General features: G+C 71.6%; 19 protein-coding genes and 2 pseudogenes. 4 read left to right on the top strand and 17 right to left on the bottom strand.

Annotated elements, in window-relative coordinates; genetic code table 11:
- Positions 1 to 233: 233 nt before the first annotated feature.
- Both AC0666_RS30070 and AC0666_RS30075 read right to left on the bottom strand, forming a co-directional pair.
- Complete coding sequence (locus AC0666_RS30070; protein WP_468973982.1) at positions 234 to 551, bottom strand: hypothetical protein; 318 nt, start codon at positions 549 to 551, stop codon at positions 234 to 236.
- 146 nt (positions 552 to 697) lie between these two features.
- A complete protein-coding gene (locus tag AC0666_RS30075) occupies positions 698 to 2,392 on the bottom strand; it encodes a hypothetical protein (RefSeq protein WP_478708750.1) in 1,695 nt (564 codons plus the stop codon).
- A gap of 224 nt (positions 2,393 to 2,616) precedes the next feature.
- Between AC0666_RS30075 and AC0666_RS30080 the strand changes: the two are divergent.
- Both AC0666_RS30080 and AC0666_RS30085 read left to right on the top strand, forming a co-directional pair.
- Positions 2,617 to 3,044: pseudogene (locus AC0666_RS30080) on the top strand (transposase family protein); the annotation flags it as partial.
- Positions 3,045 to 3,124: 80 nt separating this feature from the next.
- Positions 3,125 to 4,756, top strand: coding sequence for a hypothetical protein (locus AC0666_RS30085; RefSeq protein WP_478708751.1), 1,632 nt, complete (start codon positions 3,125 to 3,127; stop codon positions 4,754 to 4,756).
- 401 nt (positions 4,757 to 5,157) lie between these two features.
- Here the strand turns inward: AC0666_RS30085 and AC0666_RS30090 are convergent, their stop codons facing one another.
- From AC0666_RS30090 to AC0666_RS30125, 8 genes are all read right to left on the bottom strand, one after another.
- Positions 5,158 to 5,343 carry a hypothetical protein gene (locus tag AC0666_RS30090; protein ID WP_478708752.1) on the bottom strand — a complete coding sequence of 62 codons (186 nt, stop codon included), beginning with the start codon at positions 5,341 to 5,343 and terminating at the stop codon, positions 5,158 to 5,160.
- Positions 5,340 to 7,712: a methyltransferase, FxLD system gene (gene fxlM / locus AC0666_RS30095; RefSeq protein ID WP_478708753.1), complete on the bottom strand. Its 2,373-nt coding sequence runs from the start codon at positions 7,710 to 7,712 to the stop codon at positions 5,340 to 5,342. Before fxlM ends, AC0666_RS30090 begins: the two co-directional genes overlap by 4 nt.
- A 33-nt stretch (positions 7,713 to 7,745) precedes the next feature.
- Entirely contained in the window at positions 7,746 to 9,128 is a 1,383-nt protein-coding gene (locus AC0666_RS30100; protein WP_478708754.1) for a phosphotransferase, read from the bottom strand.
- Positions 9,125 to 9,658 carry an HIT family protein gene (locus AC0666_RS30105; RefSeq protein ID WP_478708755.1) on the bottom strand — a complete coding sequence of 178 codons (534 nt, stop codon included), beginning with the start codon at positions 9,656 to 9,658 and terminating at the stop codon, positions 9,125 to 9,127. Before AC0666_RS30105 ends, AC0666_RS30100 begins: the two co-directional genes overlap by 4 nt.
- Before the next feature lie 59 nt (positions 9,659 to 9,717).
- Positions 9,718 to 10,929: a methyltransferase domain-containing protein gene (locus AC0666_RS30110; RefSeq protein ID WP_478708756.1), complete on the bottom strand. Its 1,212-nt coding sequence runs from the start codon at positions 10,927 to 10,929 to the stop codon at positions 9,718 to 9,720.
- Between the two features lie 134 nt (positions 10,930 to 11,063).
- Positions 11,064 to 12,470, bottom strand: a complete 1,407-nt coding sequence (locus AC0666_RS30115; protein ID WP_478708757.1) for an MFS transporter — start codon at positions 12,468 to 12,470, stop codon at positions 11,064 to 11,066.
- Positions 12,454 to 13,494, bottom strand: a complete 1,041-nt coding sequence (locus tag AC0666_RS30120) for a phosphotransferase enzyme family protein (RefSeq protein ID WP_468973964.1) — start codon at positions 13,492 to 13,494, stop codon at positions 12,454 to 12,456. The genes AC0666_RS30115 and AC0666_RS30120 overlap by 17 nt, the downstream gene beginning before the upstream one ends.
- A gap of 76 nt (positions 13,495 to 13,570) precedes the next feature.
- Complete coding sequence (locus tag AC0666_RS30125; RefSeq protein WP_478708758.1) at positions 13,571 to 15,040, bottom strand: NUDIX domain-containing protein; 1,470 nt, start codon at positions 15,038 to 15,040, stop codon at positions 13,571 to 13,573.
- A 406-nt stretch (positions 15,041 to 15,446) separates the two neighbouring features.
- Here AC0666_RS30125 and AC0666_RS30130 point away from each other — a divergent pair, with 406 nt between their 5' ends.
- Entirely contained in the window at positions 15,447 to 16,007 is a 561-nt protein-coding gene (locus AC0666_RS30130; RefSeq protein ID WP_478708759.1) for an NUDIX hydrolase, read from the top strand.
- Positions 16,008 to 16,087: 80 nt separating this feature from the next.
- Here the strand turns inward: AC0666_RS30130 and AC0666_RS30135 are convergent, their stop codons facing one another.
- The 5 genes from AC0666_RS30135 to AC0666_RS30155 form a co-directional block, all read right to left on the bottom strand.
- Positions 16,088 to 16,921, bottom strand: coding sequence for a class I SAM-dependent methyltransferase (locus AC0666_RS30135; RefSeq protein WP_468973958.1), 834 nt, complete (start codon positions 16,919 to 16,921; stop codon positions 16,088 to 16,090).
- 134 nt (positions 16,922 to 17,055) lie between these two features.
- A complete protein-coding gene (locus AC0666_RS30140) occupies positions 17,056 to 17,697 on the bottom strand; it encodes a mycothiol-dependent nitroreductase Rv2466c family protein (RefSeq protein WP_468973956.1) in 642 nt (213 codons plus the stop codon).
- A 50-nt stretch (positions 17,698 to 17,747) separates the two neighbouring features.
- Positions 17,748 to 18,410 (bottom strand): 3'-5' exonuclease, encoded by a 663-nt coding sequence (locus tag AC0666_RS30145; protein WP_468973954.1) that lies wholly within the window; start codon positions 18,408 to 18,410, stop codon positions 17,748 to 17,750.
- A gap of 94 nt (positions 18,411 to 18,504) precedes the next feature.
- Positions 18,505 to 19,290 carry a phosphoribosylaminoimidazolesuccinocarboxamide synthase gene (locus AC0666_RS30150; RefSeq protein WP_478708760.1) on the bottom strand — a complete coding sequence of 262 codons (786 nt, stop codon included), beginning with the start codon at positions 19,288 to 19,290 and terminating at the stop codon, positions 18,505 to 18,507.
- A 105-nt stretch (positions 19,291 to 19,395) separates the two neighbouring features.
- A complete protein-coding gene (locus AC0666_RS30155) occupies positions 19,396 to 19,863 on the bottom strand; it encodes a hypothetical protein (RefSeq protein WP_478708761.1) in 468 nt (155 codons plus the stop codon).
- Positions 19,864 to 20,298: 435 nt separating this feature from the next.
- On the opposite strand from AC0666_RS30155, the gene AC0666_RS30160 reads away from it, so the two are divergent.
- The gene (locus AC0666_RS30160; protein WP_468974599.1) at positions 20,299 to 20,796 is read left to right on the top strand and encodes a hypothetical protein; all 498 of its coding nucleotides are present in this window, start codon (positions 20,299 to 20,301) and stop codon (positions 20,794 to 20,796) included.
- A 276-nt stretch (positions 20,797 to 21,072) separates the two neighbouring features.
- On the opposite strand, the pseudogene AC0666_RS30165 reads toward AC0666_RS30160, so the two are convergent.
- Positions 21,073 to 21,237: pseudogene (locus tag AC0666_RS30165) on the bottom strand (transposase); the annotation flags it as partial.
- 28 nt (positions 21,238 to 21,265) lie between these two features.
- Positions 21,266 to 21,628 (bottom strand): hypothetical protein, encoded by a 363-nt coding sequence (locus AC0666_RS30170; protein WP_478708762.1) that lies wholly within the window; start codon positions 21,626 to 21,628, stop codon positions 21,266 to 21,268.
- Positions 21,629 to 21,691: the final 63 nt, after the last annotated feature.

The following is a 21,691-nucleotide window of genomic DNA, read 5'->3' on the forward strand; positions in this document are numbered from 1 at the left end:
CGTCACGCCCGCCACCCGGGCCCCCGCCCGGTCTCTGGTCGTGGCACCCTGGGGGCCAGGTGCAGGTACACAGACGCCCTGCTGTACCGCGTCGACGCCCGGCAAGGCCACACGGACGGCGACTACATCGCGATCACCTCATGGCTTCGCACGACACGTGCGAAGGCCGCCCCAACAAGGGCGAGCAGGGCACAGGCGGGCAGTGAAGTAACAGGCGCAGCACTCTTCGTCGATCAGGGCAACGATCTTGTTTCGAGGTCGGCGATGCAACCCCGGAGGCAGGCGATGCCGCTGTCGTCGAGCCCGCCGTTCAGCTCCCTGTGCACGAGGTCGGCGACGTCGGCGTCCAGGAGGACCAGGTCCACGCCGTCGAAGTCCACACCGCGGAAGCCCTCGGGGGACAGTGACTGCCGGTGGTCCTCCCACAGCCGGGCGAAACCGCCGTCGGGCTGTGCGCCCACGGCCTCCGGGGAGGTCGTCCGCGTCCGGCGGTGTTCCGAGCCGCCGAGCTGGTCCTCCACCTCGTACGTGCTGTCATCCCCGCTCTGCACGTGCCCGGACGATCTGGGCTGGCGCACCTGCGGCAAGGCGCACCTGGGCATCTGGGGGTTCGCCAACCAGCAGTGGTGTCCTGCCCGTCTGACGGGACGGACAGGTGTCCGCGGCCCGCAGGAGGGGTGGCGGACACCTGTCGATGTCAGCTTGTCACCGGCCTGCACTTGGCGAGGACGACGGTGGCGAGCAGGGCGAGGCCCTGGTTGAGTCTGCGGAAGTACGTGGCCCGGCTCAGGTGCAGCCGGTTCGCGATGAACTCGTGCCCGCCGCACCGCTCCACGTAGTACTGCGACAGGATGCGCCCGGCTTCCGTCTCCGTCGCGACCGTGCTGTTCAGCAGGTGCTGCACGCCGGATTCGAGGAGTTCGCGCAGTGCGGCCGGGTCGCCGGCCACGGGCAGCAGCGGGCTGCGGGCGAGCAGCTGCGGGCGGTGCAGGGCGTCCAGCGCCTCACGGATGCGGCGGCTGAGCCAGGCCGCGTCGTCGGGCAGCACCGGGGCCGGAGACGGAAGTCTGAGCCGCTCCAGCCAGGGCGGCACCCCGCCTTCGCCGGCGAAGTCCTGTGAGTACACCCGGCAGGCGGAGCCCCCGCCGTACACGTCGTGGCGGAGCTGCCCGTGTGCGCGGACCCCGACGTGCTCGTAGAGCGCCTGGTACTCGGGGGAGGGCGTCGAGGTGACCAGCCGGCCCCGGCCGACGGCGGTGGACAGCAAGTGCCGGAAGAGCGCCGACCGGGCCGCCTCCTGCCGCTCCTCGTACACCGCGAGGCCGATGAAGAGCCCACCGCCGGACGCGGCGTCCGCGTGCTGCTGGAGCAGCGGTTCGAGGACCGCCACGGTCGCGTCGTGAATCGGCGCGGTGCTGCTGAGTCCGACCGGTCGGTCCTCCCGGTCACACACGACGTGCACGCCTTCGGGCACGGCGTGCAACAGCGACCCGAGCAGCCGCTCGGAGCGCCGGACGTCCATGCCGCCGCGCTCCGCCCACACGCGGACCAGCCGGCCGACGTCGGACGCGTCGTCGGCGCGGGCCGGACGGACGTGCACGGGCGTCGTCACCGGGCTGAACAACCGCCGCACCGGCCCATCCAACGACGCGAACAGCGATCCGGCCATGCGATCGCCTCTTGCGGCGCCACTGTGCTCGGCGGGTATCAGCCTCGTGTGGTGCGCGGCGGCCAGCGTCCGCGCCGAGCGGTAGGCTACGGGCGTGCGCCAGCGCAGGGCCTGGTCGAAAACGGTGCGAAACGGGTCGGCCACGGCCAGTCCGAGCGCGTCCGGGACGACCACGCTGCATGCGCGAAGGCGGTCGAACACCGCTCCGTCCACACCGAGTTGGGTGAGCAGCTCTGCGTCGCACTGCCCCACGGCAGCGACCAGCAGCAGCGCCCGCTCGATCCCGGCCACCTCGTCCCCGAGCCGCTCGCACACCTTGCGCGCCGCGGCGTCGGCTGCGGCGTCGAGCGCGGCTGGCACGCTGCCCGGCGCAGCGTGCAGGGCTCGGCAGAGAGCCGAGGCGAGCAGTACGTTGCCGCCCGCGAGCCGCAGCACGCCGTCACGCAGGTGCGGATGGGTGACCCCGAGCCCGTCGGCCAAGAGGACGATCTCCTCGTCCGGCCACGGCCCGGCTTCGACACCGATCACCTCGACCCCCGGACGCCACGCACGGTACGACGGCAGCGGACGACGGCTGGCCACGACAACCGGGCCTCCGGCCGGGAGCGCGAGCCGGTCCAGGTCGTCCTCGTTGCAGATGCCGTCCACCACGGGCACAGAAGTGGCGAGTTCGGCCAGGATCGCCGACTTCCCGCTGCCGACAGGACCCGTCAGGTTGATCACTACGGGTCTGGCCGCAGCGTCAAGTAACGCTTCTATCACGGCCGTTCGGCCTGTGGTCTTCGTGGTCACGCGATGGCCTGCCCAAAGAACGCCTGTCTGCACCGGTCAGATCGGGACGGGATGCGCACTGTGCGGTGATCCTCCTTTGCCGCGGATCGGCCCCGGCCGACCGACGTGGCCGGGCATGGTCTTGGCCCTCAGATCATCGCAGTCCTGTGCGTATTGTTCGACAGGCGGACTTCTTCCACGTCATGGCCACCACTCGCCATGACACCGTCGTCACCCGCTGGGCCATCGACCCCCCGTCCACGACCTCTTCACGGGGCTGCCGCGCCAGAAGTGGAAGCGTCGTTCCTGCGGTGAGGGCGCCCATGGCCCGCGCATCTACGACTGGGCCAGGGTCGAGGTCCGGCCCTGGCACCGCCCGGACCGCCGCCACTGGGTGATCGCCTGCCGCAGTGTCCGCTGGCCCGAGGAGACCTCGTACTACAGCGCCTACTGCCCCGCCCAGACCACGCCCAACGAGCTCATCCGCATCGCCGGCGCCCGATGGGCGGTCGAGGAATGCTTCCAGACCGCCAAGCAAGAATGCGGTCTGGACGACTACCAGGTCCGCCACTACCACGGCTGGCACCGCCACATGACTTCCGCGCCTTCTCCCTCAAGGGAAGCCCGGACGCACCGGACTTCTCCGCCTTCGCTGACCCCGCCGCCGGGCCCGTCCTGGCCACGATGCCGGCTGCCGCCAACGCGCGGATCGGCTCGGACGGAGACCTCACCGGTGATGGTCTGCCCGACCCCTGGTCTGCCGACCCCTCCGGCAAGCTCACCATCTTCGCGGTGGCCCTGACCACGCAGGCCTGCGAGCGGGACCGCCACCGCACCCCCTACCACCTGGTCCACTCCCTCAGCGACGGCCTCGGCCAGATCATGAAGCCGTTCACGGTCACTGGGGACGCCTCCAACGTCGAAAGCGGTCTCACCGAGCTCCGCCAGTGCCAGCTGCTGCCGATGCTGCTCGGGCACAACCTGGACGAGGAACCCGACGACCCGCAGCGCCGCTACGGAGCGCATGACGACGACGAGCGTCCCGCCGCCACCGGCGCGGACGCACGGATCAGCCACAGCATCGACCGGGCGAACCAGGTCGCCGTCATCCTGGGCACGCTCCCCTTCACCCCGCCCGGCGTCCCGGCCTGGGACGGCACGCCGGTCACCGGGCCGGACGCCGAAGGCCTGGGCAGCACCGCCCCGGCCGGCGAGCAGTGCGCGGCGCTGCGGGCCGAGGCCCGCCGGCAGGCCGCCGAAACGCTCTACGACGCGGGCGGCCCCCTGTTGGTCGACGCCGACCACGCCTGGGCACGCGACGGCTGGTGGATCCCCTCGGACCACAGCCGGCACGCCGTGCGCCAGGCCCGGCAGTTCCTGGGCTCCCGGACCCGGGTCCTGGCCCTGTGGTACGGGCCCGGCGCCCAGTTCCCCGAACCGGTACAGGTCTGCGTCGAGGTCACCGACGTCCACCCGCACAGCACCGGCCCGGCGGACGTGCCCTGGCTGAGCGTGTGGGACGGCCACTCGCACTTCGGGATGACCCTGTCCGACCTCGCGCTCATCCGCCACGCCGAACCCGGTGAGGAACTCACCCAGGTCTGGCCAACCCACGACGACGCCGATACCGGCCACCAGGGCGCCGCCGTACCGGACGTGCCCGCGGATACGTACGGCACGGCGGACGAAACGCTCCCGACGGCCGAGGAGCTGTCCTTGCTGACCGACCGGTTCCTTCACCTGGCCGGGCACCGGCTCGGCGAGGGCTGGAAGCGCGTGGACGAGAAGGCCTACGCGACCCACCAGCGCCTGGAGAAGGCCCTGGAAGCCGAGTACACCGGCTTCGCGGCCACGTCCGTCAAGGTCTGGATCAACCTGTTCGACACCACCCACCCCTGCCCCAGCGGCCCGGGCCACCCCCTCCCCCCGTACGCGCTGACCGGCAAGCCCTACGAGGTGGAGCTCGACGTCCACGCACACGACCCGTCCTGCGGCTGCGGCCAGGAGTACGGCTTCGGCGAGTTCTCCGACCGCGTCTGCCAACTCCTGATCGTCCTGTGCCTGTACGGCGGACTGATCGAAGCCCACCCCATGGTCGAGACCGCCGGCACGCCCGAGGAAGGCCGGGCCGCGCTGCGGGACATCCCCAGCTACCAGGCGGTCGGGGTGCTGACCTCGGTGACGGGCTGGTGCCCGGCCCGGGGAATGCCGAGGAGGACTCGGGCCTGGTGGACCGCCTGGAGTTGCTCGGCCGCGGGTGGCCCCCAGTCGAAGAGCTGCACGGCCTGCTCCGGAGTGGCCAGGGTCCGGACGTAGGTGCGACCGGTCGCCGGGTCAGCGGTGGTGGGGCCGAGGCTCGTGAGGGCGGCGGCGTAGCGGACACGCGCGCATGGCTCGCCAGGGACGGACAGGTATCCGACGTACCGGATGCCGGCCAGTTCGGAGGCGGCCTCCTCGCGCGCTTCGCGGATCCTGCCCGGCGGCACACCGAGGGCCCTTCGAGTAGCCAAAGAATCTGAACACAAGAAGTTGACAGGGAAGCCGGTCAACTGGCCGACCGCGTCGTGGGTGACCACGATTTCGGGCTTGAAGTCCCGGATGTGGGCGACGAGGCGGCCGACTGCTTCGTCGAGGGGAGCGTCGATGAGCCGGGGCCTGCCGGGGGCGGCCTTGGGGTTGCGGGCTGTGCCGGACCAGGCCGGCGACGAAGGTGCCGGTCAGGTGCCGCCACAGCGCAGGTCCTGGTAGTCCTTGGGCCGGAGGGTGTGTCCGGCGAGCGTGTGCCCCAGCAGATGACCGATGTCCTCCGGGTCGGCGACCGTCGCGCCGGGCAGTGCGCGGCGCAGCCCGGCGGCGAGGGTGGTTTTGCCGCCGCCGAACGGTCCGTTCAGCCAGACGATCATGCTTCTCCCGTGGTTGCGGCGAGCGTGTCCGTGGGCCGCGTGGGGGCCGGGAGGTGCCCCTCCCGGCCCGGCCACCGGAACACCAGCCGGGAGGACGTCTTGTCCACCACGTCGCCGGCGGGCAGCAGGTGGTCGGGCGTGCCGGCCGGGTGGACGGTCAGGCTGGGATCGGCGTGCTTGTCGTTGTCGTCGGCGCGCACGTGGTGGTCCCAGGCCCGGACCGTGGCCGTCAGCTGTTCGGCGAGCTCGGGGCCCTGCTCGCCGAAGGCGTGGACGACCCACTCCCACGCCTTGTCCTCGGGGCGGTCGCCGTTCTGGGTCTGGATGTGGGTCAGGTAGGCGAGCGAGGCGTCGCCGAGGATCGCGGGCGCGTCACGGTCCTTCCCGATGGCGGTCATGCCCTCGTCCGGGGCCTGGTGAGCGGCCAGTCGGCAGAAGGTGGGCAGGGTGGTGGCCGCGTACAGCTGCAGTGAGCCGAAGTACGAGTTCGCCCCCATGGTCACGCCGGTGGCGACCTCGTGCCGCTGTCCGCGCAGCGCCTGCTCCAGGCCCGTCGTGTCGGCGGCGGTGCCGTGCTCGAAGCGGAGCGTCAGCCCGCCGTCGAGAAGGGGGACGAGCGGGATGGTGCGGGCCTGCTGTCCCTGGTCGCGGACGAAGCCGCAGTAGGTCCATCCGCAGGCGTGCAGCACCTCGCCGCGCCGCTCGAAGGCGATCGCGCGGGTGTAGCCCCCGATCTCCAGCGGCAGGACCAGGCGCCCATCTTCGGCCAGCTGCTCACGCCAGGCCGGGGCAATGTCCCAGCAGCTGTAGGTGATCACGCTGCCGTTGAACCCGCCGCGGGGCACGAGGTGGGCGGGGGCGCCGAGGGCCGCGTCGGCTTCGACGGCGGTGACGCGTCCGCTGCCGGCTTCGGTGGTGACGGCGCGCGTGCGGCGCACGACCCACGGGTCGATGTCGACGGTGACCACGCGCCCGCCGGGGCCGGTGACGTGGGCGATCAGCTCGGCGTTGTAGCCGCCGGAGCCCGCCTCGAACACGATTGCGCCCGGCGCCAGACCCAGGTGCTCGATCATGCGGGCTTGGAGCCAGGCCGCGGACACCGAGCTGATCGCCGTCCCGGTCTCGTCGCGGCGTGTGACGACGGCCCGGTCACCGCCGTCGTACGCGTCCGCCAGGCCCACTTCCGGAGCGAAGCGGTGGCGCGGGACGGTGCGCAGTGCGTCGCGGACGGGCTCGGACGGGGCCCAGCCGCCGCCGATCACGGTCTCGGCCATCGCCCGCCGCAGCCGGACGGCCTCGGCCGGCTCGCCCGGCACGGGCGGCCGTTCGGCGGCGAGCGGGTAGGAGACCACGGGCGGCAGGGCCGGGATGACGCCGGGCCACACGGCATCCAGTGCCTGGGCGGCCGGGGCGAAGACGGGGCCGACGCAGGCGAGCGCGTGCAGGTCGAAGAACTCCCAGCGATCGAACAGCTCCGGTTCCCTGTTAGTCAGGGTTCCTGTCCACGCGGTGACGCGGACGACGGCCGTGAATCTCGGGATGCCGTGGCTGTCGTCCACCAGCATCGTCACGACATGCGCGTCCGCCGGGTCGGCGACGAGGCCCGTCTCCTCGGCGAGTTCGCGGACTGCCGCTGTTGCGAAGTCCTCCGCACCGCTCGTCTTGCCGCCGGGGAGCTCGAGCATGCCGCGCCGGGAGCGGCCGAGCAGGACCCGCCCGGCGCCGTCGGTGACGACCGCAAGGGCGCCGGTCAGCGCGTGGCCGGTGGTCGGCCGCTTCTCCATGGCCCGGGTGTCGGCGTGGCAGGGGCCGCGCAGGACCATGACGGCCAGGCCGTCCGCGTCCAGCCGCTCCACTGTCTCCCAGCCGGCGGCGAGCACAGCAATCTCGTCCTCGTCCAACGCGATGCCGCGCCGCTCCTCGGGCGTGTTCTCCACCACCGGCGTGATCACGACGAGTGCGCCGCCGTCCCGCAGCCGCTCACCCAGTCCGTGAACGACGCGACCGCGGTCCTGCACGAACGCGTACACCAGGCGGAGCGTGATCAGGTCGTACTCCGCGTCGTGCAGCGGGACCGGGTCGTCGCGCTCGATGTCCACGTGCAGCCAGCGGACGCCCTCGACGTCACCGTGCTCCTCCCGGGCCCGGGCCAGGGCGCTGTCGGTGAAGTCGATGGCGTCCACGGTGTACCCGAGGCCGGCGAGGTAGGCGGCCAGCTCCCCGGTGCCGCAGCCCACGTCGAGCGCCCGGCCCCCGCCGTCGGGGACGGGGGCGTGCTCGGCGAGGAGCTCTCGCTCGCGCTCACCGAGCTGCCGGAACCCCTTTCCGTCGCTGAAGTGCTGCTCCCACTCGTCGCGGGCGGTGTACATCAACGTGCTGCTCCTCGTACGTCGGTGTTGTGGTCAGGGGCGTTGAGCGGCGCGGAGCCGGGCCAGCGTGCGCAGGCCGCGCTCGACGAGCTCGGGATCGCCGTGGGCGGCGCCGTAGGAGATGCCGGAGACCGCGTCCAGGACGGAAAGGACCGCGAGCTGGACCTCTTCCTCCGGCGTGAAGGGACGGCCGTAGCCGTCCATCACGGCTGCGAGTAGGTCGGGGCGGCCGTGCCAGGTATCGGACAGCCGCACGAAGTCCCGGATGGCCGGGCCTTCCTCCGACCGCTCGAAATCGATCACGTAGCAGGCATCGGCAGCTTCGTCCCATCGCAGGTTGCGCAGCTGGAGATCTCCATGCGTGGGGACCGCCTCCAAGGCGGGCAGGCCGACGGCCTTCTCGGCAGTGGTGCGGATGAACTCCTCATCCCCGGACGCGAGGTGGGGCCGGGCGCCGTCCAGGTGCCGCTCCAACTTTCCCAGGGGCAGGAAGCCGGCGGCCGGGCGCGGTGCGGCGCTGGTGTGGATGGCGGCTGCGAGCTGCCCGATGCGGTGGAAGATCCGGCACTGCTGCTCGGGCGAGAACGTGGCGCCGTGCAGGGACCGGCCTCCGACCGCGGTGAGGACCACGGCCCGCAGCCGCTCGTCGGTGGCCACCAGCCGGGGCGCGGCCTCGCCCAGGAAGGGCACCCAGCCGCGGAGCGCGCCGACTTCGCGCTGATGGAAGCGGCCGTTCTGGTGGATCTTGACGTACCACTCGCCGCCCTCGGCGCCGCTCGCCCGCCAAACGCGGCTCTCCTCACGAGCCCAGGACACATCCGTCCACGCGGTGATCCGGCCCACCGCCCGCTCGGCGAAGGCGCGCACCTCCTCGGGGACGTCTTCTCGGCTGCCGGGGTCGGGGACCAGGACCGTCCGGTCAGCGTCCGGGTCGTATGCGATCGGGTCGCCAGGCTCCTGGAAATGGACGGCCAACCGTGCGCCAGCCCGGTAGGCGTCCAGTCCGGCCCGGCAGTACGCGACCATCGGCTCCGGCAGGTTGTCGAACGGGAACCACTCCATGGCGTCGCAGACCCGATGTTCCATGACCTCCGGGATGCCCTGCCAGCGCTTCACCTCGAAGAACACCCCGAGGCGGGCGCCGCCGGCGGGGGAGCGGTGGTGCACGGTGACGGCCGCGCGGACGTCGGCAGGGTCGACGACGATGCCGGCCTCTTCCCGGGTCTCGCGCACCAGGGCCGTGACCACGTCTTCCCACGGGCCGTCCAAATGCCCGCTGACCAGATGCCAGCACCCCGCCGCGTACACGTCGCCGGCCCGCCGCGACAGCAGCACCTCGGGTTGCCCGGCCGCGCCGTCGCGCACGGCGATCAGGTGGACGTCGAGCGGCTCGGTGTGCCGCTGACCGCCGGTCATGCGTCCCCCAACAGGGTCCGCAGCGCGGCGGCGTCGGCCAGCAACTGCGCCTCGTCCTGGCGTCCGCCGTCGAGGAACTCCCACGGCAGCGGCCCGCCCGGGGCCGGATCGGTGTCACCGGCGTACCGGGGGCAGATGTGGCTGTGCAGGTGGGGCACGACGTTGCCGAGGGTGGAGTAGTTCAGTTTCACCGGCTCGTAGAAGACCGTCATGGCCTTGCCGAGCGCGAGGGTGTCGCGCCAATAGGCGGCGGCATCGGCGTCCGGCAGGTCGGTGGGCTCGGCGACGTGCGGGGCGCCGCGGTGGATGAGCACGCAGTAGCCGCGGACGCGCCCGCTGCGCCACAGAGAGGCGTTGGCTACCTCACCGCGGCGAAGCAGCACGCCCCAGCTGATGTCGATCGAGGTGTAGTCGTTCGCACACATGGGGCACCCGTCGCCGAAGCGGTGGCGAAGGAAGTCCTCGGGCCAGCCGGCCGGCACGGAGGAGCTGTCGGCTTGGAGAGGAAGGGGGTGGCGATGCTGGGGCATCGGTACTCCGTTCGCTGAGCGACTGGTGGGCGGGGTAAGGGCGTTTCGCGCGGGCGAGGTCACGAACTCGGCCGGGGGACGCCGGCGAGGGTCGGTAGCGTCCAAGTGAGCGCCTTCGGCCCCGCGCCGGACGTGACGGTCTGGGCGCCGGTGCCAGCGGTAAGGTCGACGGTGTACGACTCCGGCCGGCCAGCCTCCTGCCAGCGGGCGTGGAGCTCCTCGAGCTCGGCCCACACGTCACGCGGTCCGCAGACGCGAACTGTCCCGTCGCCGGGGCCGGCGACGGCCCAGGAGTCGTCCTCGGGCGCGACGATGGTCATGGTCTCGGCCTGGAAGTCCCGGACCAGACCGGGCGCGAGGTATGCGGCGGCGAGCCAGAATCCGTAGGCGTCGTCCGGCGGCGGGGCGAGCCGGGTCGGTCGCGGTCTGCCGGGGGCGGCCTTGATGCGGGCGCGGTGGTCCAGCGCGCTGAGCCACCGGTAGCCGAGCACGGGCCGGTACCCGCGCGGCCGGCCCCGCAGGACCGCCTCGATCGTGCCGGCCGGGGTACGGGTGACCAGGAGTTGCCCGGGCCAGCTCGGAGTGCGGGTCGCGAGCGTGGTCAGCAGCCGTCCGCCGGGTGCGAGCTGTTCCACCCACGGCGTCGGGACGCAGGGAACGCCGATCCCCGAGTGGATGCGGTCGTACGGTGCCCGCGGCTCGTGCCCTTCGAGCGCGTCGCCCTGAACAACGGTCGCGCCGACACCGAGACGGTCCAGGTTCCGCTGCGCGAAGGCCGTCATGTGTGCGTCCTGCTCCACGCCGGTGGCGAGTCCGGGGCCGGTGATGGCGGCGGCGAGCGCCAGGGAGACGCCGGGGCCGGGGCCGAGCTCCAAATAGCTGTGGCCGGAGCTGAGTTCCACGGCTTGGAGAGCTTCGACGGTGGCGGGGGTGTAGGTGGACATGGACGTCATGTGTCCGCCGGTCACCGGACCGCGGGGGACTGCGTCGAGGGGCTCACCGTCGCGCTGGAGCAGGATCGACTCGTCGCTGTGGATCAGCTCGAGCCACTCCTCCTGGTCGTCGGGGTGGGAGCCGTCGAGGAGGCGCCAGTCGATCGGGTCCGCACCCGGGCCGCTGACCCGGACGTACGCGTGCAGGAGCAGGGCCTCGCGCGGCAGGCGAAGCAGCGCGTCGCGCAGCAGCCTGTCGGTCAGCACGCCGTCGGTTGCAAGCCGGTCGACCATGCCGGCGCGCCGACGGCTCGTCGCTTCGTGGAGATCAAGAAGCATGAGCGGAGTCCTTCGCGGAAGTCGGCATGGTGGTGAGGCGGCGGACTGGGCGGGTTCGCTGCCCCGGGTGCACTCCAGGGGCTCGGAGGGAGCGGGCACGGCAGATGGCACCGCAGTGGCGTTCGGCACCTTGTTCACGTGGCATCTCCTGTGGGCGGGCAGTCGTGACGGTCGTCTTCCGTACGTGCGGGCGTGGGCACGGCCGGCATGGCCGTCCTCGGTACGGGCGGCGACGGCACGGGATCGCCGCCCGTCCGGAGCGCGGGGGGCACCTGGTCCGGCATGTGCCGCAGCGCGCGCAGTGGGGAGCGGGCGAGGACTACGAGCGGGACGAGCAGCAGGCTGGTCCCGGCGGTCAGGGTGGGCCGCACTCCGATCCACGTGCCCAGGCCGCCGGCGAGCAGCGCGGCCACGGGGCGGGCGCCGGACGTCAGCCACGTGCTCACGGCCTGCATCCGTGCCTGCATCCCTGCCGTGGTGATGATCTGACGAATCGATCGCTGGGTAGTGCCAGCGGCGCCGGCGCAGGCGAGCTGCAGGAACAGCGCCGCTCCGATCGTGATCTGCCAGCGAAGGCCGGGGGAGGCGAGCAGCATCGGGATCTGGGTCAGCGGGGTGATCGCGAGCGCGGTCAGCATTATGGGCCCCGGACCCCACCGGCGGGCGAGCGCCGGGGCGGTAAGTGCCCCGGCGGCCGCGCCCAGCGCGCCCAGGCCGAGAAGCACACCGAAGGCGGTCGCGCTCACCCCGAGCGTCCGCAGCAGGTACAGGGCCCACAAGGTGTTGAGCAGCCCGAGCGCGAAGGATGTGCTGGCATTGACCAGCGTCAGGGTCCGCAGCCGCTCATCAACGTGCACGTACCGCAGGCCCTCGCCGATCTCCTCTCGCAACCGGCGGGCCTCCAGGCGATGCGGGGCGGGTTCTCGGGCCTGGATGCGGGCAGTGCATCCAGCGCTGACCAGGAAGGAGACGACGTCGCCGAGCACGGCCCGGGCGGGGCCGAGCACCGCGGTCAGCGCGGCGCCGAGGTGACTTCCGGCAGTCGCGGCGACCGCGAACAGCGCCCCCACACGGCTGTTGCTCCGCTGGATCAAGGACCGGTCGACGAGGCTGGGCAGGAGGCTGATGGCCGCCGCGTCGTGCAGCACACTCGCCGCGCCCTGCACCACGGCGACGATCATGAGCTGCGTCAGGGTCAGCGTGCCCAGCGCGGCCGCCACCGGCACCGTGGCGAGCACTGCGGCGCTGACCAGGTCACCGGTGATCATCTGCCGGCGCTTGGAGTACCGGTCGGCGAGCGCGCCGGCGTGAAGGGCGAGCAGCGCGGGCGGAAGCTGCCCGAGGAACGCCAGCCACGCGACCTGGGCGGTGGTGGCGTCCAGGTGGAGCACCGCCAGCACCGGCAGCGCCATCTGGGTGATCGAGCTGCCGGCCACGCTCGCGGTCTGTCCGGTCAGGTACCGGCGGAAGTCCCGGTGCCGCCACAGCGAGGCACCAGAGGAAGAGGCGGGTGGGGCGGGGGGCTCAGCGCAGGACGTCACGGAGCACCTCCTCGGCTTCGTCCAGGCGCTCCCACAGCACGCCCGCGGCCTCGTGCCGGGCGCGCCCGTACGCCTCCAGCACCGGGGTCACCGCGGCGGGGTCGTCCAGCGGCTCGGACAGGGGATAGACCGAGCAGGCCAGATACCCGGCGGCGACGCGCGGCACGGAAAGGAGGTCCTCGGCCGCAAGCTCAGGGTTCGCGGCCCGGTAGGCGCCAACGGCGCGGGCCAGGCCGGGGATCCATGCGTCCGGACGGCCCAGGACGGTACGCGGGTCCAGCACGATCCGGCCGAGCTCCCACGCGGCGCTGCGATGCCCCGGGGGCCGGAAGTCGATCACCGCGGCGACCTCCTCGCCGCGCAGCAGCAGGTTGGGGGAGGCGAGGTCCCCGTGCACGATCTGTGCCGTCAGCGTGGCTGGCAGCTTCTCCAGGCGGGCCGCCACCTCGGGAAGGGCGGCAAGCCGCTGTTGCGCGGTCTGGGCGCACCAGGCGGCGAACCCTTCCGGTGACGGCGGTACGGCGGCCCACCGTGCGAGGAGTTCCTCCAGCCGCCGCCCGGCCCGCGCGACGTCGCACACCTCGCGGGCCGCCACCGGGCGCGGCGGGCCGACGGGGTGGCGGGCCAGGGCCCGGTGCAGACGGCCGACGGCCTCACCGACCGCATCCCACCGGCCGCCGGACAGCCCGCCCTCGGCCGTCTCCGCGTCCGCGACGTACTCCGTCACGGACACCGACAATCCACCGGCCGACACGATCAGGTCGCCCGTCACCGTCCGCCGCACGGCTGGCACCGGAACCCCGGCCGCCCTGGCCGCCTCGCCCAGGGCCAAGGCCTGCCGCTCTGCCTCCATGTCGGTCCCACGGGGGTAGGCCTTCACGAACCACCGCCGGCTCTCGCGGTCCTCGGCCACGTAGTTGCGGGTCGCCGTTCCCGCCGGCCCCTCGCTGACCGCGGCCGGCGTGATCCGGTACAGCAGCGTCAAGATCCCGGCCACGACCATGACGTCGGACTCGGCGCTCATCTCGCCGCCCCTGACAGTGCCGGCTTGCGGACGGACCGGACTCGCCGCCCGTTCCCGGTAGGTGTGCTCATCCTGCTCACCAGCCCAGCTGGGAGTAGGGGCGGCCTTCGGCGATCGCAGCGATGGCCGTTCGGGTGTAGGGGACGATCCGGTCCGGCAGCTCATGCCGCGGCCACCAGCTCCAGGCCAGGCACTTGTCGGGCTCGAGGACCTCCGGTTTCCCCTCCCACCGGCGGGCTTTGAAGACCAGCTGCATCAACGGCAGCGCGCCGATGGTGTCGACCACATGGACCACGTGCGCCAGTTCCACGTCTGCGGGGTCGATGACGAGACCGGTCTCCTCCCTCGCCTCGCGGACCAGGCAGGCGAGCGCCGACTCCTGCTCGCACCGGCCGGCGGGGTAGTGCCAGGTGTCTCCCGCGTACTTCGAGTTGGGGTGGCGCAGCCCGAGAAGCACCCTGCCTTCGGCGTCTTCGAGGTGGAGGTGGACTCCGATGCCGTTCAGCACCGTCCGGCTGCCCCCGTTCCACACGGCGGGAGCCGCGGCCTGCTTGTTGTCCGGAGGGTTCTCGGCCGCGTGCCGGCGAATCAGGTCCCGGGTGGCGGGGCTCAGGCGCAGCCGGTCCAGGTCATCGGGGGTGAACCAGCGCAGCAGCACGCCCTCGTGCAGCGCGAGGCGGTCAGCGTTGCCGCGCCACCGGGCGGCGAAGACCTGGATGGGGACGCTGAGGCCATCGATGCTGGTGGCGGTCTCCACGACGTAGGGCTTCAAATCCTCGAGGTGGAGGTCGGGCGCCTCCTCGGACAGCTCCCGCAGCAGCGTGCTCTCCAGGCTCTGGTCATCGTGGGTGCGGCCGCCGCCGAGAAGAGCGAAAGCTCCCGACTGCCAGATGACGCCGGGTTTGTGGTCGCGCAGATGGAGTAGGTAATGGCCGTGCCCGTTGTGAATGAGCGCGGAAGCGTTCACCGGTTCGGGCTGGCCGTCCAGCCGTGCCGCAAGAAGTTTCGCGCGCAGTGTCGGCGAGGTGACCTCCGGCTGGGGGAGCCACTGGGCGCCGGACACCTCTTCGTCCTGCAGCGTGATCGCGGGCGGCTCTTCGCCTGCAAGGTAGAAGACGTAACGGAAGTCGTAGTGGCGGTGAGGCGGTTCCCCTTTCGCGGGGTTCGCGTCGATGTCGTGAACGTCGACGTCGACTGGAGAGCCGAGCAGCTGCCGGGTCAGGCACAGAGCACCCGGCGCGATCCCAGCCTCCTCCGACACCTCGCGCAGCGCCGCGGCAAGCAGGGTGCGGTCCCCGGGCTCGAGGTGGCCGCCCGGGGTGAGCATGAGCCCGCCGGTGGCCCGGTGCCGGATGTGCAGGACCCGCCCTTGCCGGTCGATCACGACAGCGCTGCACGTGACGTGCCCGGGCAGCGTCGTCCGGGTGGTGACGTCGACGGGCCGGTCCAGCGCGGAAAGAAGGCCCGCCAGGGCGTCACGCTCGCCGGGGTGCCGGCCGAGGTACGCCTCGACGGTTGCGCGGATCACGGTAGAGCTGGGCGACATGGGCGTCGTCTCACCTTCGCTGGTGTGGGGGCTGTCAAGTCGATCCCCCTGTCAGTCGTCACGGCTGGTTCGCGAGGCTCAACGACGCAGTCCCCGATATCGAACACAGGTTTTTCGGTCGGTCCTGAAGTCCCGGGATAGAGCGTTCGAGGAACCGTGGAATCTGCACAGACCCAGCTCCCGCAACGGCACTGCCACCAAGGGCGGTTGGCCGAATCGCCGAGGTACCCAAGCGCCGCATGCCAACGGGCGAGTTGGTGCGTACGGGGCCCGGCGGACTTGTAGAGTGCGGGGCTTCTGGTACGTCACGACCCTTGTGGAGCTGACTGTGCACGTGTTTGGTGGCCGCCCTCGAGCGGCCCTGTCGGCGGGACCTCTCCTCGGGCCGAACGGAGGGCGATGACCCGTGGCGATCACTGATTCCGACATCGCGGGAGTGCTCACCGCCTACCTTGAGTGCTACCCGCAGGAGGCCGGACAACTGGCGGAGCCGCTGCGGCTCCTGGCCGAAGGCCGGGGGTTCGCCTCGCGGCGGACCTTCCCGATGCACGTCACCGCCGGAGCGCTGCTGGTCCGGGACGGCGCCGAGGTCCTGCTGATTGAGCACCTCGCGTACGGGATCACCTTGCAGCCGGGCGGGCATCTTGAGCCGACTGATGCGACGCTGATCGGCGCGGCGTTGCGGGAGCTGTCCGAGGAGACCGGCATCGACCCCGGCCAGGTCGTCCCCGTCCCGGCACACCCGGCCTATGTCGAGTTCGGCCGGGTGCCGGCCAGGCCCGCAAAAGACGAGCCGGACCACTACCACCTGGATTTCGGCTATGTCTTCACGACGGCCGACGCCGAGGTCGGGCATATCCAGGAGTCCGAGGTGACCGGCGCCGCCTGGTACCCGCTGGATCTGGCGGAGCGCATCGTCGGACCCCGGATCGCGCGGGCGGTCACCACCTCGACCGGAATCAGGTAGCCCCTCCGACTCCGGAAGCTCTCGTTGCGCGGACAGGGAAGATTCCGTCGTAGACGAGGCAGGGGCGAGCGCGTTCGGTGTCATACCTCCTCCGGGACCTCGGCGACGATCACAAGCCAGCTCGTCACCGTGACGTCGTCTGGCTTGGTCTGGGCGGTGGCCTCGGCGAGGATCGCCATCTTCTGCTCGTAGGAGAGGGCGCCCTCGGGGTGGGCAAAGACGGGGATGGACAGCCAGGCCACCCGCTCAGCGGTCGTGGTGTGCTGGCCGGTGACCTCCGCGGCGACAACATGCAGCCCGGCATCGGCCAGCAGCCCGGTGATCACGGGGAGCGGGAGCTTCGGAGCGACGGCGGCCGTCGGCTGCACGATGCCGTAGTCCCGGGCGGCGATCTCCTCGATCAGGGCGCCGAGGGAGGGCCCGGTCGGCGGGGGCAGCGCGTCGGGATGGGTGACCCCAGCGAAGGCGCCGCCGACGTTGAAGACGAACCGGCCTCCGGGCCGCAGTACACGGCGCACCGCGGTGACTACGGCAGCGACGTCGGTCTTCCACACCGCCGAGTTGCACACGACGGCATCGACGCTGCGTGCCGGGACATGGTCGGCCAGATCTTCGGCGGGTGCATTGACCCAGGTCAGCCGGGGGTCAGTCAGGAGCCGGCGGCCGATGCGCTGCATGGCGGCGGAGCTGTCGAGAGAGACGATCCTGGCGTCGGGCGGCGCCAAGGCGAGGATCGCCTCGGCCGTCGTACCGGTACCGCCGCACAGGTCGACGATCACACGGCTGCGGGTGAGGCCGGCACGCGCGGCCAGGTCGCGGCTGGAGGCGCTGTACATGGGGTAGGCGCGGGTGAAGGCGGCGTAGGTCTCGGCGGTGGTGTCGTCGTCCCAGCCGGTGAGGGCGTCGTACTCCAACGGGTTCCTCGTTCTCCTGGTCGGGTGCCGCACGTGGCGGGCGTGGAGGTGATCTGGATCCGCTCGGGGCGCGGGTCGGCGGCACCGACCCGGGTGTTCTGCGTGTCCCTGGAGCCGGTCGGGTCGCAGTTGGCTCAGTCGAAGGACGGCTTGGCGTTGCGGCTCCGCTTGAGCTCGAAGAAGCCGTCCGTCGCCGCGACCAACGCCAGGCCGTCCCAGAGCTGTCCGGCGGCTTCGCCGCGCGGGGCCGGGGTGATGACGGGGCCGAACAGGGTCGTGCCGGCGATCCGCAGGACGGGGGTCCCGACGTCGAGGCCGACCTCGTCGAATGCCTCGTGGTGCGAGTCCTTGATGCGCTGGTCGAACTCCGTGCTGGTGGCCGCCGCGGCCAGCGAGGTCGGCAGCCCGGCTTCCGCCAGGGCTTCGGTGATGACGGTGGGGTCTTCGCGGCGCCGCTGGTTGTGCAGCCGGGTGCCGATGGCCGTGTACAGCGGCCCCAGCACGGGGCGTCCGGCGTGCTCGGCGGCGGCAGCGCAGACCCGCACCGACCCCCAGGCCGTGCTCATCAGCGTCCGGTAGTCCTCGCTGAGACCCTTGCCGCCCCGCTGGTCGAGGTTGAGGTACGCGAGGGACATGATCCGCCAGTCGGCGCGCACCGGGCGGACCTGTTCGACTTCCAGGAGCCAGCGGGAGGTGATCCAGGCCCAGGGGCATAGTGGATCGAACCAGAACGGGACCTGGACCTCGTCGCCGCGGGTCTCTTCGGTGATCGTCATGATGCGTACCGTCCAATCTGCGAGTGGCACTGCATGGCTTGTCGGGCGGGCTAGATGTCGAACAGCCCGCCCTGGACAGGGACGTTGCGCTTGGCGGTGCGCCCCGCCACCTTCACCAGGGCGGCGAGGTCGGCGAGCTGCGCGGCGTCGTGCGCAGTACCAAGGAGGCGGAGGAACACCTGCGCGGTGACGTCGACGTCGGCGTAGGCCCGGTGGCGGGCGGCCGGCTGCGCGATGGCGAAGTGCGCCAGTAGGGTGTCGAGCTTGTAGTTCGCCAGGCCCGGGACCAGGTACTTGGCGAGGGGGATCGTGTCGAGGAAGTCGATGCGGGACAGGGTCGGGCAGTGCTCGCGGGCGTTGTGGATGACGTTCGCCTCGGTCGCGGCGTGTTGCGCCACCAGTAGGTACCGGCCGCCTGGGGTGAAGCGCCGGTCCAGGGCGCCCATGACGTGCGCCACGTCCGGGGCGCCTGCCCGTTCGGCCGCTGTCAGGCCGGTCTGGGCCGTGTCGGCCGGTGTTACCGGGGCGAACGCGGGCGGCCGGATGAGGGAGGTAGTCCGGCCCGCCTCCGTCCACGCACCGTCCGGGCAGCGTAGGGCGAGAGCCGCGACTTCGATGGGCTGCGCCGGGTAGCCCGTCGGCGTCGTCGTCTCGAAGTCGATGACCACGAACGTAGTTGCCCGGAAGTCGGGGTCGTCGGTCAAGCTGCCCATAAGTTCGCCGTTCGTCTCGGTTGGGTGGCAGCGCTGGCGCGTGCCCTGCTCTTCGAGGAGAGCACGCGCCAGCGCCTGCCCGGGTGGGTTCTCGTCAGTGCCCGATGACCCGGGCCACGGCCGACGTGGCCGCGGACAGTTCTGGGGCGTGCCAGCGGCGTTCGCCGGTCCAGGTCTCGCTCAGGGACCGGTAGAGGTCGGACATCACCGGCAGGAACTCGTCCGGCAGTGGGGTGGGAGTGGGCCACTGGTGCCGGGGCACGCCTTCGGCGATCAGCTGGTTGACGGGGACTTCGAGCCCGTTGTCGACGTACCAGTTCCGCAGGACTTGCTTGCCGCAGTGCACGCCGTTGAAGAGCAGGCGGCTCTCGTCGGGTGTGCCGGGGCTGTCGGCGAGCACGAGGCTGCCGTCGGCCGCCACCGCGAATTCGAGTTTGCCGTCGCAGTGCCGCAGGCCCACCGTGCGCGCGTGCTCGGTCAGCACGCGGTTGACCGTGACGGTGGTGTCGAGCAGGGCTTGGAAGCGGTCGTCGTCCAGGCCCGTGAGGCGTTGGGCTTGTGCCGCGTCGATGTACTCGTTGACGTCGTTCAGCATGGTCGCGAACTCGACGAGCGGCTCCTTCAGCTCCTCCCCGACCGTGGGGAGGGAGCCGAGTCCGGCCTGGGCCGGGGTGAAGGTGCCCGCTGCGAGACGCCGGTGGACGGAACTGCCCTGCGGGAGTTCGGTGCGGACGAGGACCTGCACGGGGAGCAGCGTGTTGCGAGCGTCGGGGGCCAGGGGCACGGCGTCGGGAGCGGGGAGGCGGGCGAGATCGAACTCGATGTGGCGGGGGGCGATGAACTGGCGGAAGTGGGTCCGCACGCCGGCCGCCTCCAGCAACCGGAAGTTACCGGATCCGTGAGTACCGAGGCCGCAAGGGCGAGTCGAAGGGCTTCGGCTGGCACTCTCGTATCGTCAGACCCAGCCGCTCCCGCCGTACGCGGCTCAGACCGGCCAGGGACTCGAACAGCTCCGGTCCGCCGGACAGCAGCCGCTCGTCCCCGGTTCGTACGGTTGCCAGGAGCCGCACCGCGTGACGCCAACGCCGCCCGGCCGTTCGCGCCCGAGCCACTCAAGCACCTCGTCGGCCATCCAGTCGGCCGCAGGGCCTGGGTCCAGAGCGATCCCCATGTGCAGGGCGCGGCAGGCAAGTTCCGCGAGCGGGGCAACCCCACCGGCCAGGCGGACCACGAAGGCGACGGCCGCCGGGTCGGCGATGCCAGCCGCCCGGGCCTGCGCCTCGATCGCCTCCGTGGACCGCGGACCGATCCCGACGGACACCGGGGCGTTCTCCCCCCAGTCGGCGACCGCCCCCAGGGGGCGCCTGCTGACCAACAGCATCGGCCGGAGCACCGGATACCGTGCCGGATCCAGCACGGCCGCGACCACCGCGGCCTGGCCGGGCCCGTCCACACGTCAACGAGCAGCAGGCCGCCCGTCTGCGCCGCGAGCCGCCGCAGCATACCGAGCCGGCCCTCCCCGGCCCCCTCCCCACTCCCCTCCCCGAACCCCTTTCCGGACCCCGCTTCGGGGAAGCCGTCCGCGAGGTCGACGACCGCCGCCACCGCCAGCCGCCGGGCCAGCAGGCTCTTCCCGCTGCCGAGCCCGCCGGTCAGGTTCACCAGGCATGCGCATCCACCGCGGCCTTCAGCCGGGCGAGATCATCGGTGGTCTCCACGGTCCCGGACCGCACCCAGCGTGCCCATGTCGCGTCACGGCCGTAACAGGACCTTCGGTGACCGAAGTTGATACTTCGGTGAGACTCCGCGACGGCACTTCGCAGCTAGGGTCGTGACCACCGCGGGCCCGGCGGTTCTCTCCTTCCGTCCACTGGTGAAAGGACCTCTCGTGAAGTTGGCCCGATGGCTGTCGACCGCAGCCGCGACCTTCCTAGCCGCCGCGGCGCTCATCGCCGGACCGGCGGCAGCCTCCGCTTCCGCGGCCCCCGCCCCGACGGCGGTTCCCGGCGCCCAAGCCACGCAGGACTGGGCGACCGCCGCGGTCATCTGCTCCAACTCCCCCATTCCGGACGGGTGGGTCGTCACGAGCTCGTACCGCAGCAGCGAGTGCGTCACGGGCGTCCGGTACGGCATCACGCAGGTGGGCACCCAGACGTCCATGAACGTGTGCTCCGACTCCCCGATCCCCGCCGGGTGGGTCATCACCAGCTCGTACCAGAACACCATGTGCGTCACCGGCGTCCGGTACGGCATCACGCAGGTGGGCACCCAGACGTCCATGAACGTGTGCTCCAACTCGCCCATCCCCGCCGGGTGGGTCATCACCAGCTCGTACCAGAACACCATGTGCGTCACCGGCGTCAGGTACAGCATCAGGAAGCTCTGACGGGCGGTGTGCCTGGACCATCCCGGGGGCGGGGTGGTCCAGGTCACGCGGTGCTGATCGTCTGGCACGTGCCTGACCGCAGGGCCGTCTCGGCCGCATGCGCCCCATTCCGGATGGTTTGCCGCTCGCTGCAAGCTCCGCGCGCGGTCCCGAGCTTTGTGCAAGGATCACGGCAGAGATCCCGATGCGCCGACCCAAGGAGGGCATGGCGGCTCTGCGCAGGCTGGCCATGGTGGGCCGGATGTGTGGGAGCGTGCCGGGAGCTAAGACCGTGTCCTATGTGGTCAGTCGGATGAGACGTTTGTAGCAGCAGAGGGCGGCTGCGAGGCCGCGGAAGGCCAGGTAGTTGCGGGGGTGGCGTTCGTAGCGGTGGTTGAGGCGGCGGTAGCCGGTCAGCCAGGACATCGTCCGCTCGATCACCCACCGCCGACGCCCTAACCTTGTCGTTTAACGTCTGGCCTGCACTCGCTCAGTACAAGTCGTCGAGTCGATCGACGAGGGATCGCAGCTCGCGAGCTCGGCGCCGGGACATGCCGAGTATCACGGCTTCCAACAACACCCGTGCCTCGAAGGGGCTGCCGCAGCATTCCCACACACCGCAGCCGCCATGCTCGTATTCGACCCAGAGCCTGCGGTACGGGTTCTGCACGAGTTCGCGCCACATCCTGACGGCGTCGGCTGTGACGCCTACATTCAGGTAGTTCCGGCTTGTCTCGACCCTGGCGACTTCGGCAACAGCTGACGAAGACAGGCCGGCGATGAACGGTCGGTAGGTGAGCTGGTCCCGCAGGTGCTGACCAGCGCGGACCTGCCCAGGCCGTCTACGCGGCATGGGCCTTTCTGTAGAACGTCATGGGGTGATCCTGCCAGAGGAGAACGCACCGCGACACCTCAG

Source organism: Streptomyces sp. NPDC043680, assembly GCF_056436685.1.

Excerpts from the sequence above, each read along its gene's own strand:
- AC0666_RS30085 (WP_478708751.1), top strand. The coding sequence starts at position 3,125 with ATGCCGGCTGCCGCCAACGCGCGGATCGGCTCGGACGGAGACCTCACC.
- AC0666_RS30090 (WP_478708752.1), bottom strand. The coding sequence starts at position 5,343 with ATGATCGTCTGGCTGAACGGACCGTTCGGCGGCGGCAAAACCACCCTC.
- fxlM (WP_478708753.1), bottom strand. The coding sequence starts at position 7,712 with ATGTACACCGCCCGCGACGAGTGGGAGCAGCACTTCAGCGACGGAAAG.
- AC0666_RS30100 (WP_478708754.1), bottom strand. The coding sequence starts at position 9,128 with ATGACCGGCGGTCAGCGGCACACCGAGCCGCTCGACGTCCACCTGATC.
- AC0666_RS30105 (WP_478708755.1), bottom strand. The coding sequence starts at position 9,658 with ATGCCCCAGCATCGCCACCCCCTTCCTCTCCAAGCCGACAGCTCCTCC.
- AC0666_RS30110 (WP_478708756.1), bottom strand. The coding sequence starts at position 10,929 with ATGCTTCTTGATCTCCACGAAGCGACGAGCCGTCGGCGCGCCGGCATG.
- AC0666_RS30120 (WP_468973964.1), bottom strand. The coding sequence starts at position 13,494 with ATGAGCGCCGAGTCCGACGTCATGGTCGTGGCCGGGATCTTGACGCTG.
- AC0666_RS30125 (WP_478708758.1), bottom strand. The coding sequence starts at position 15,040 with ATGTCGCCCAGCTCTACCGTGATCCGCGCAACCGTCGAGGCGTACCTC.
- AC0666_RS30140 (WP_468973956.1), bottom strand. The coding sequence starts at position 17,697 with ATGACGATCACCGAAGAGACCCGCGGCGACGAGGTCCAGGTCCCGTTC.
- AC0666_RS30145 (WP_468973954.1), bottom strand. The coding sequence starts at position 18,410 with ATGGGCAGCTTGACCGACGACCCCGACTTCCGGGCAACTACGTTCGTG.
- AC0666_RS30170 (WP_478708762.1), bottom strand. The coding sequence starts at position 21,628 with ATGCCGCGTAGACGGCCTGGGCAGGTCCGCGCTGGTCAGCACCTGCGG.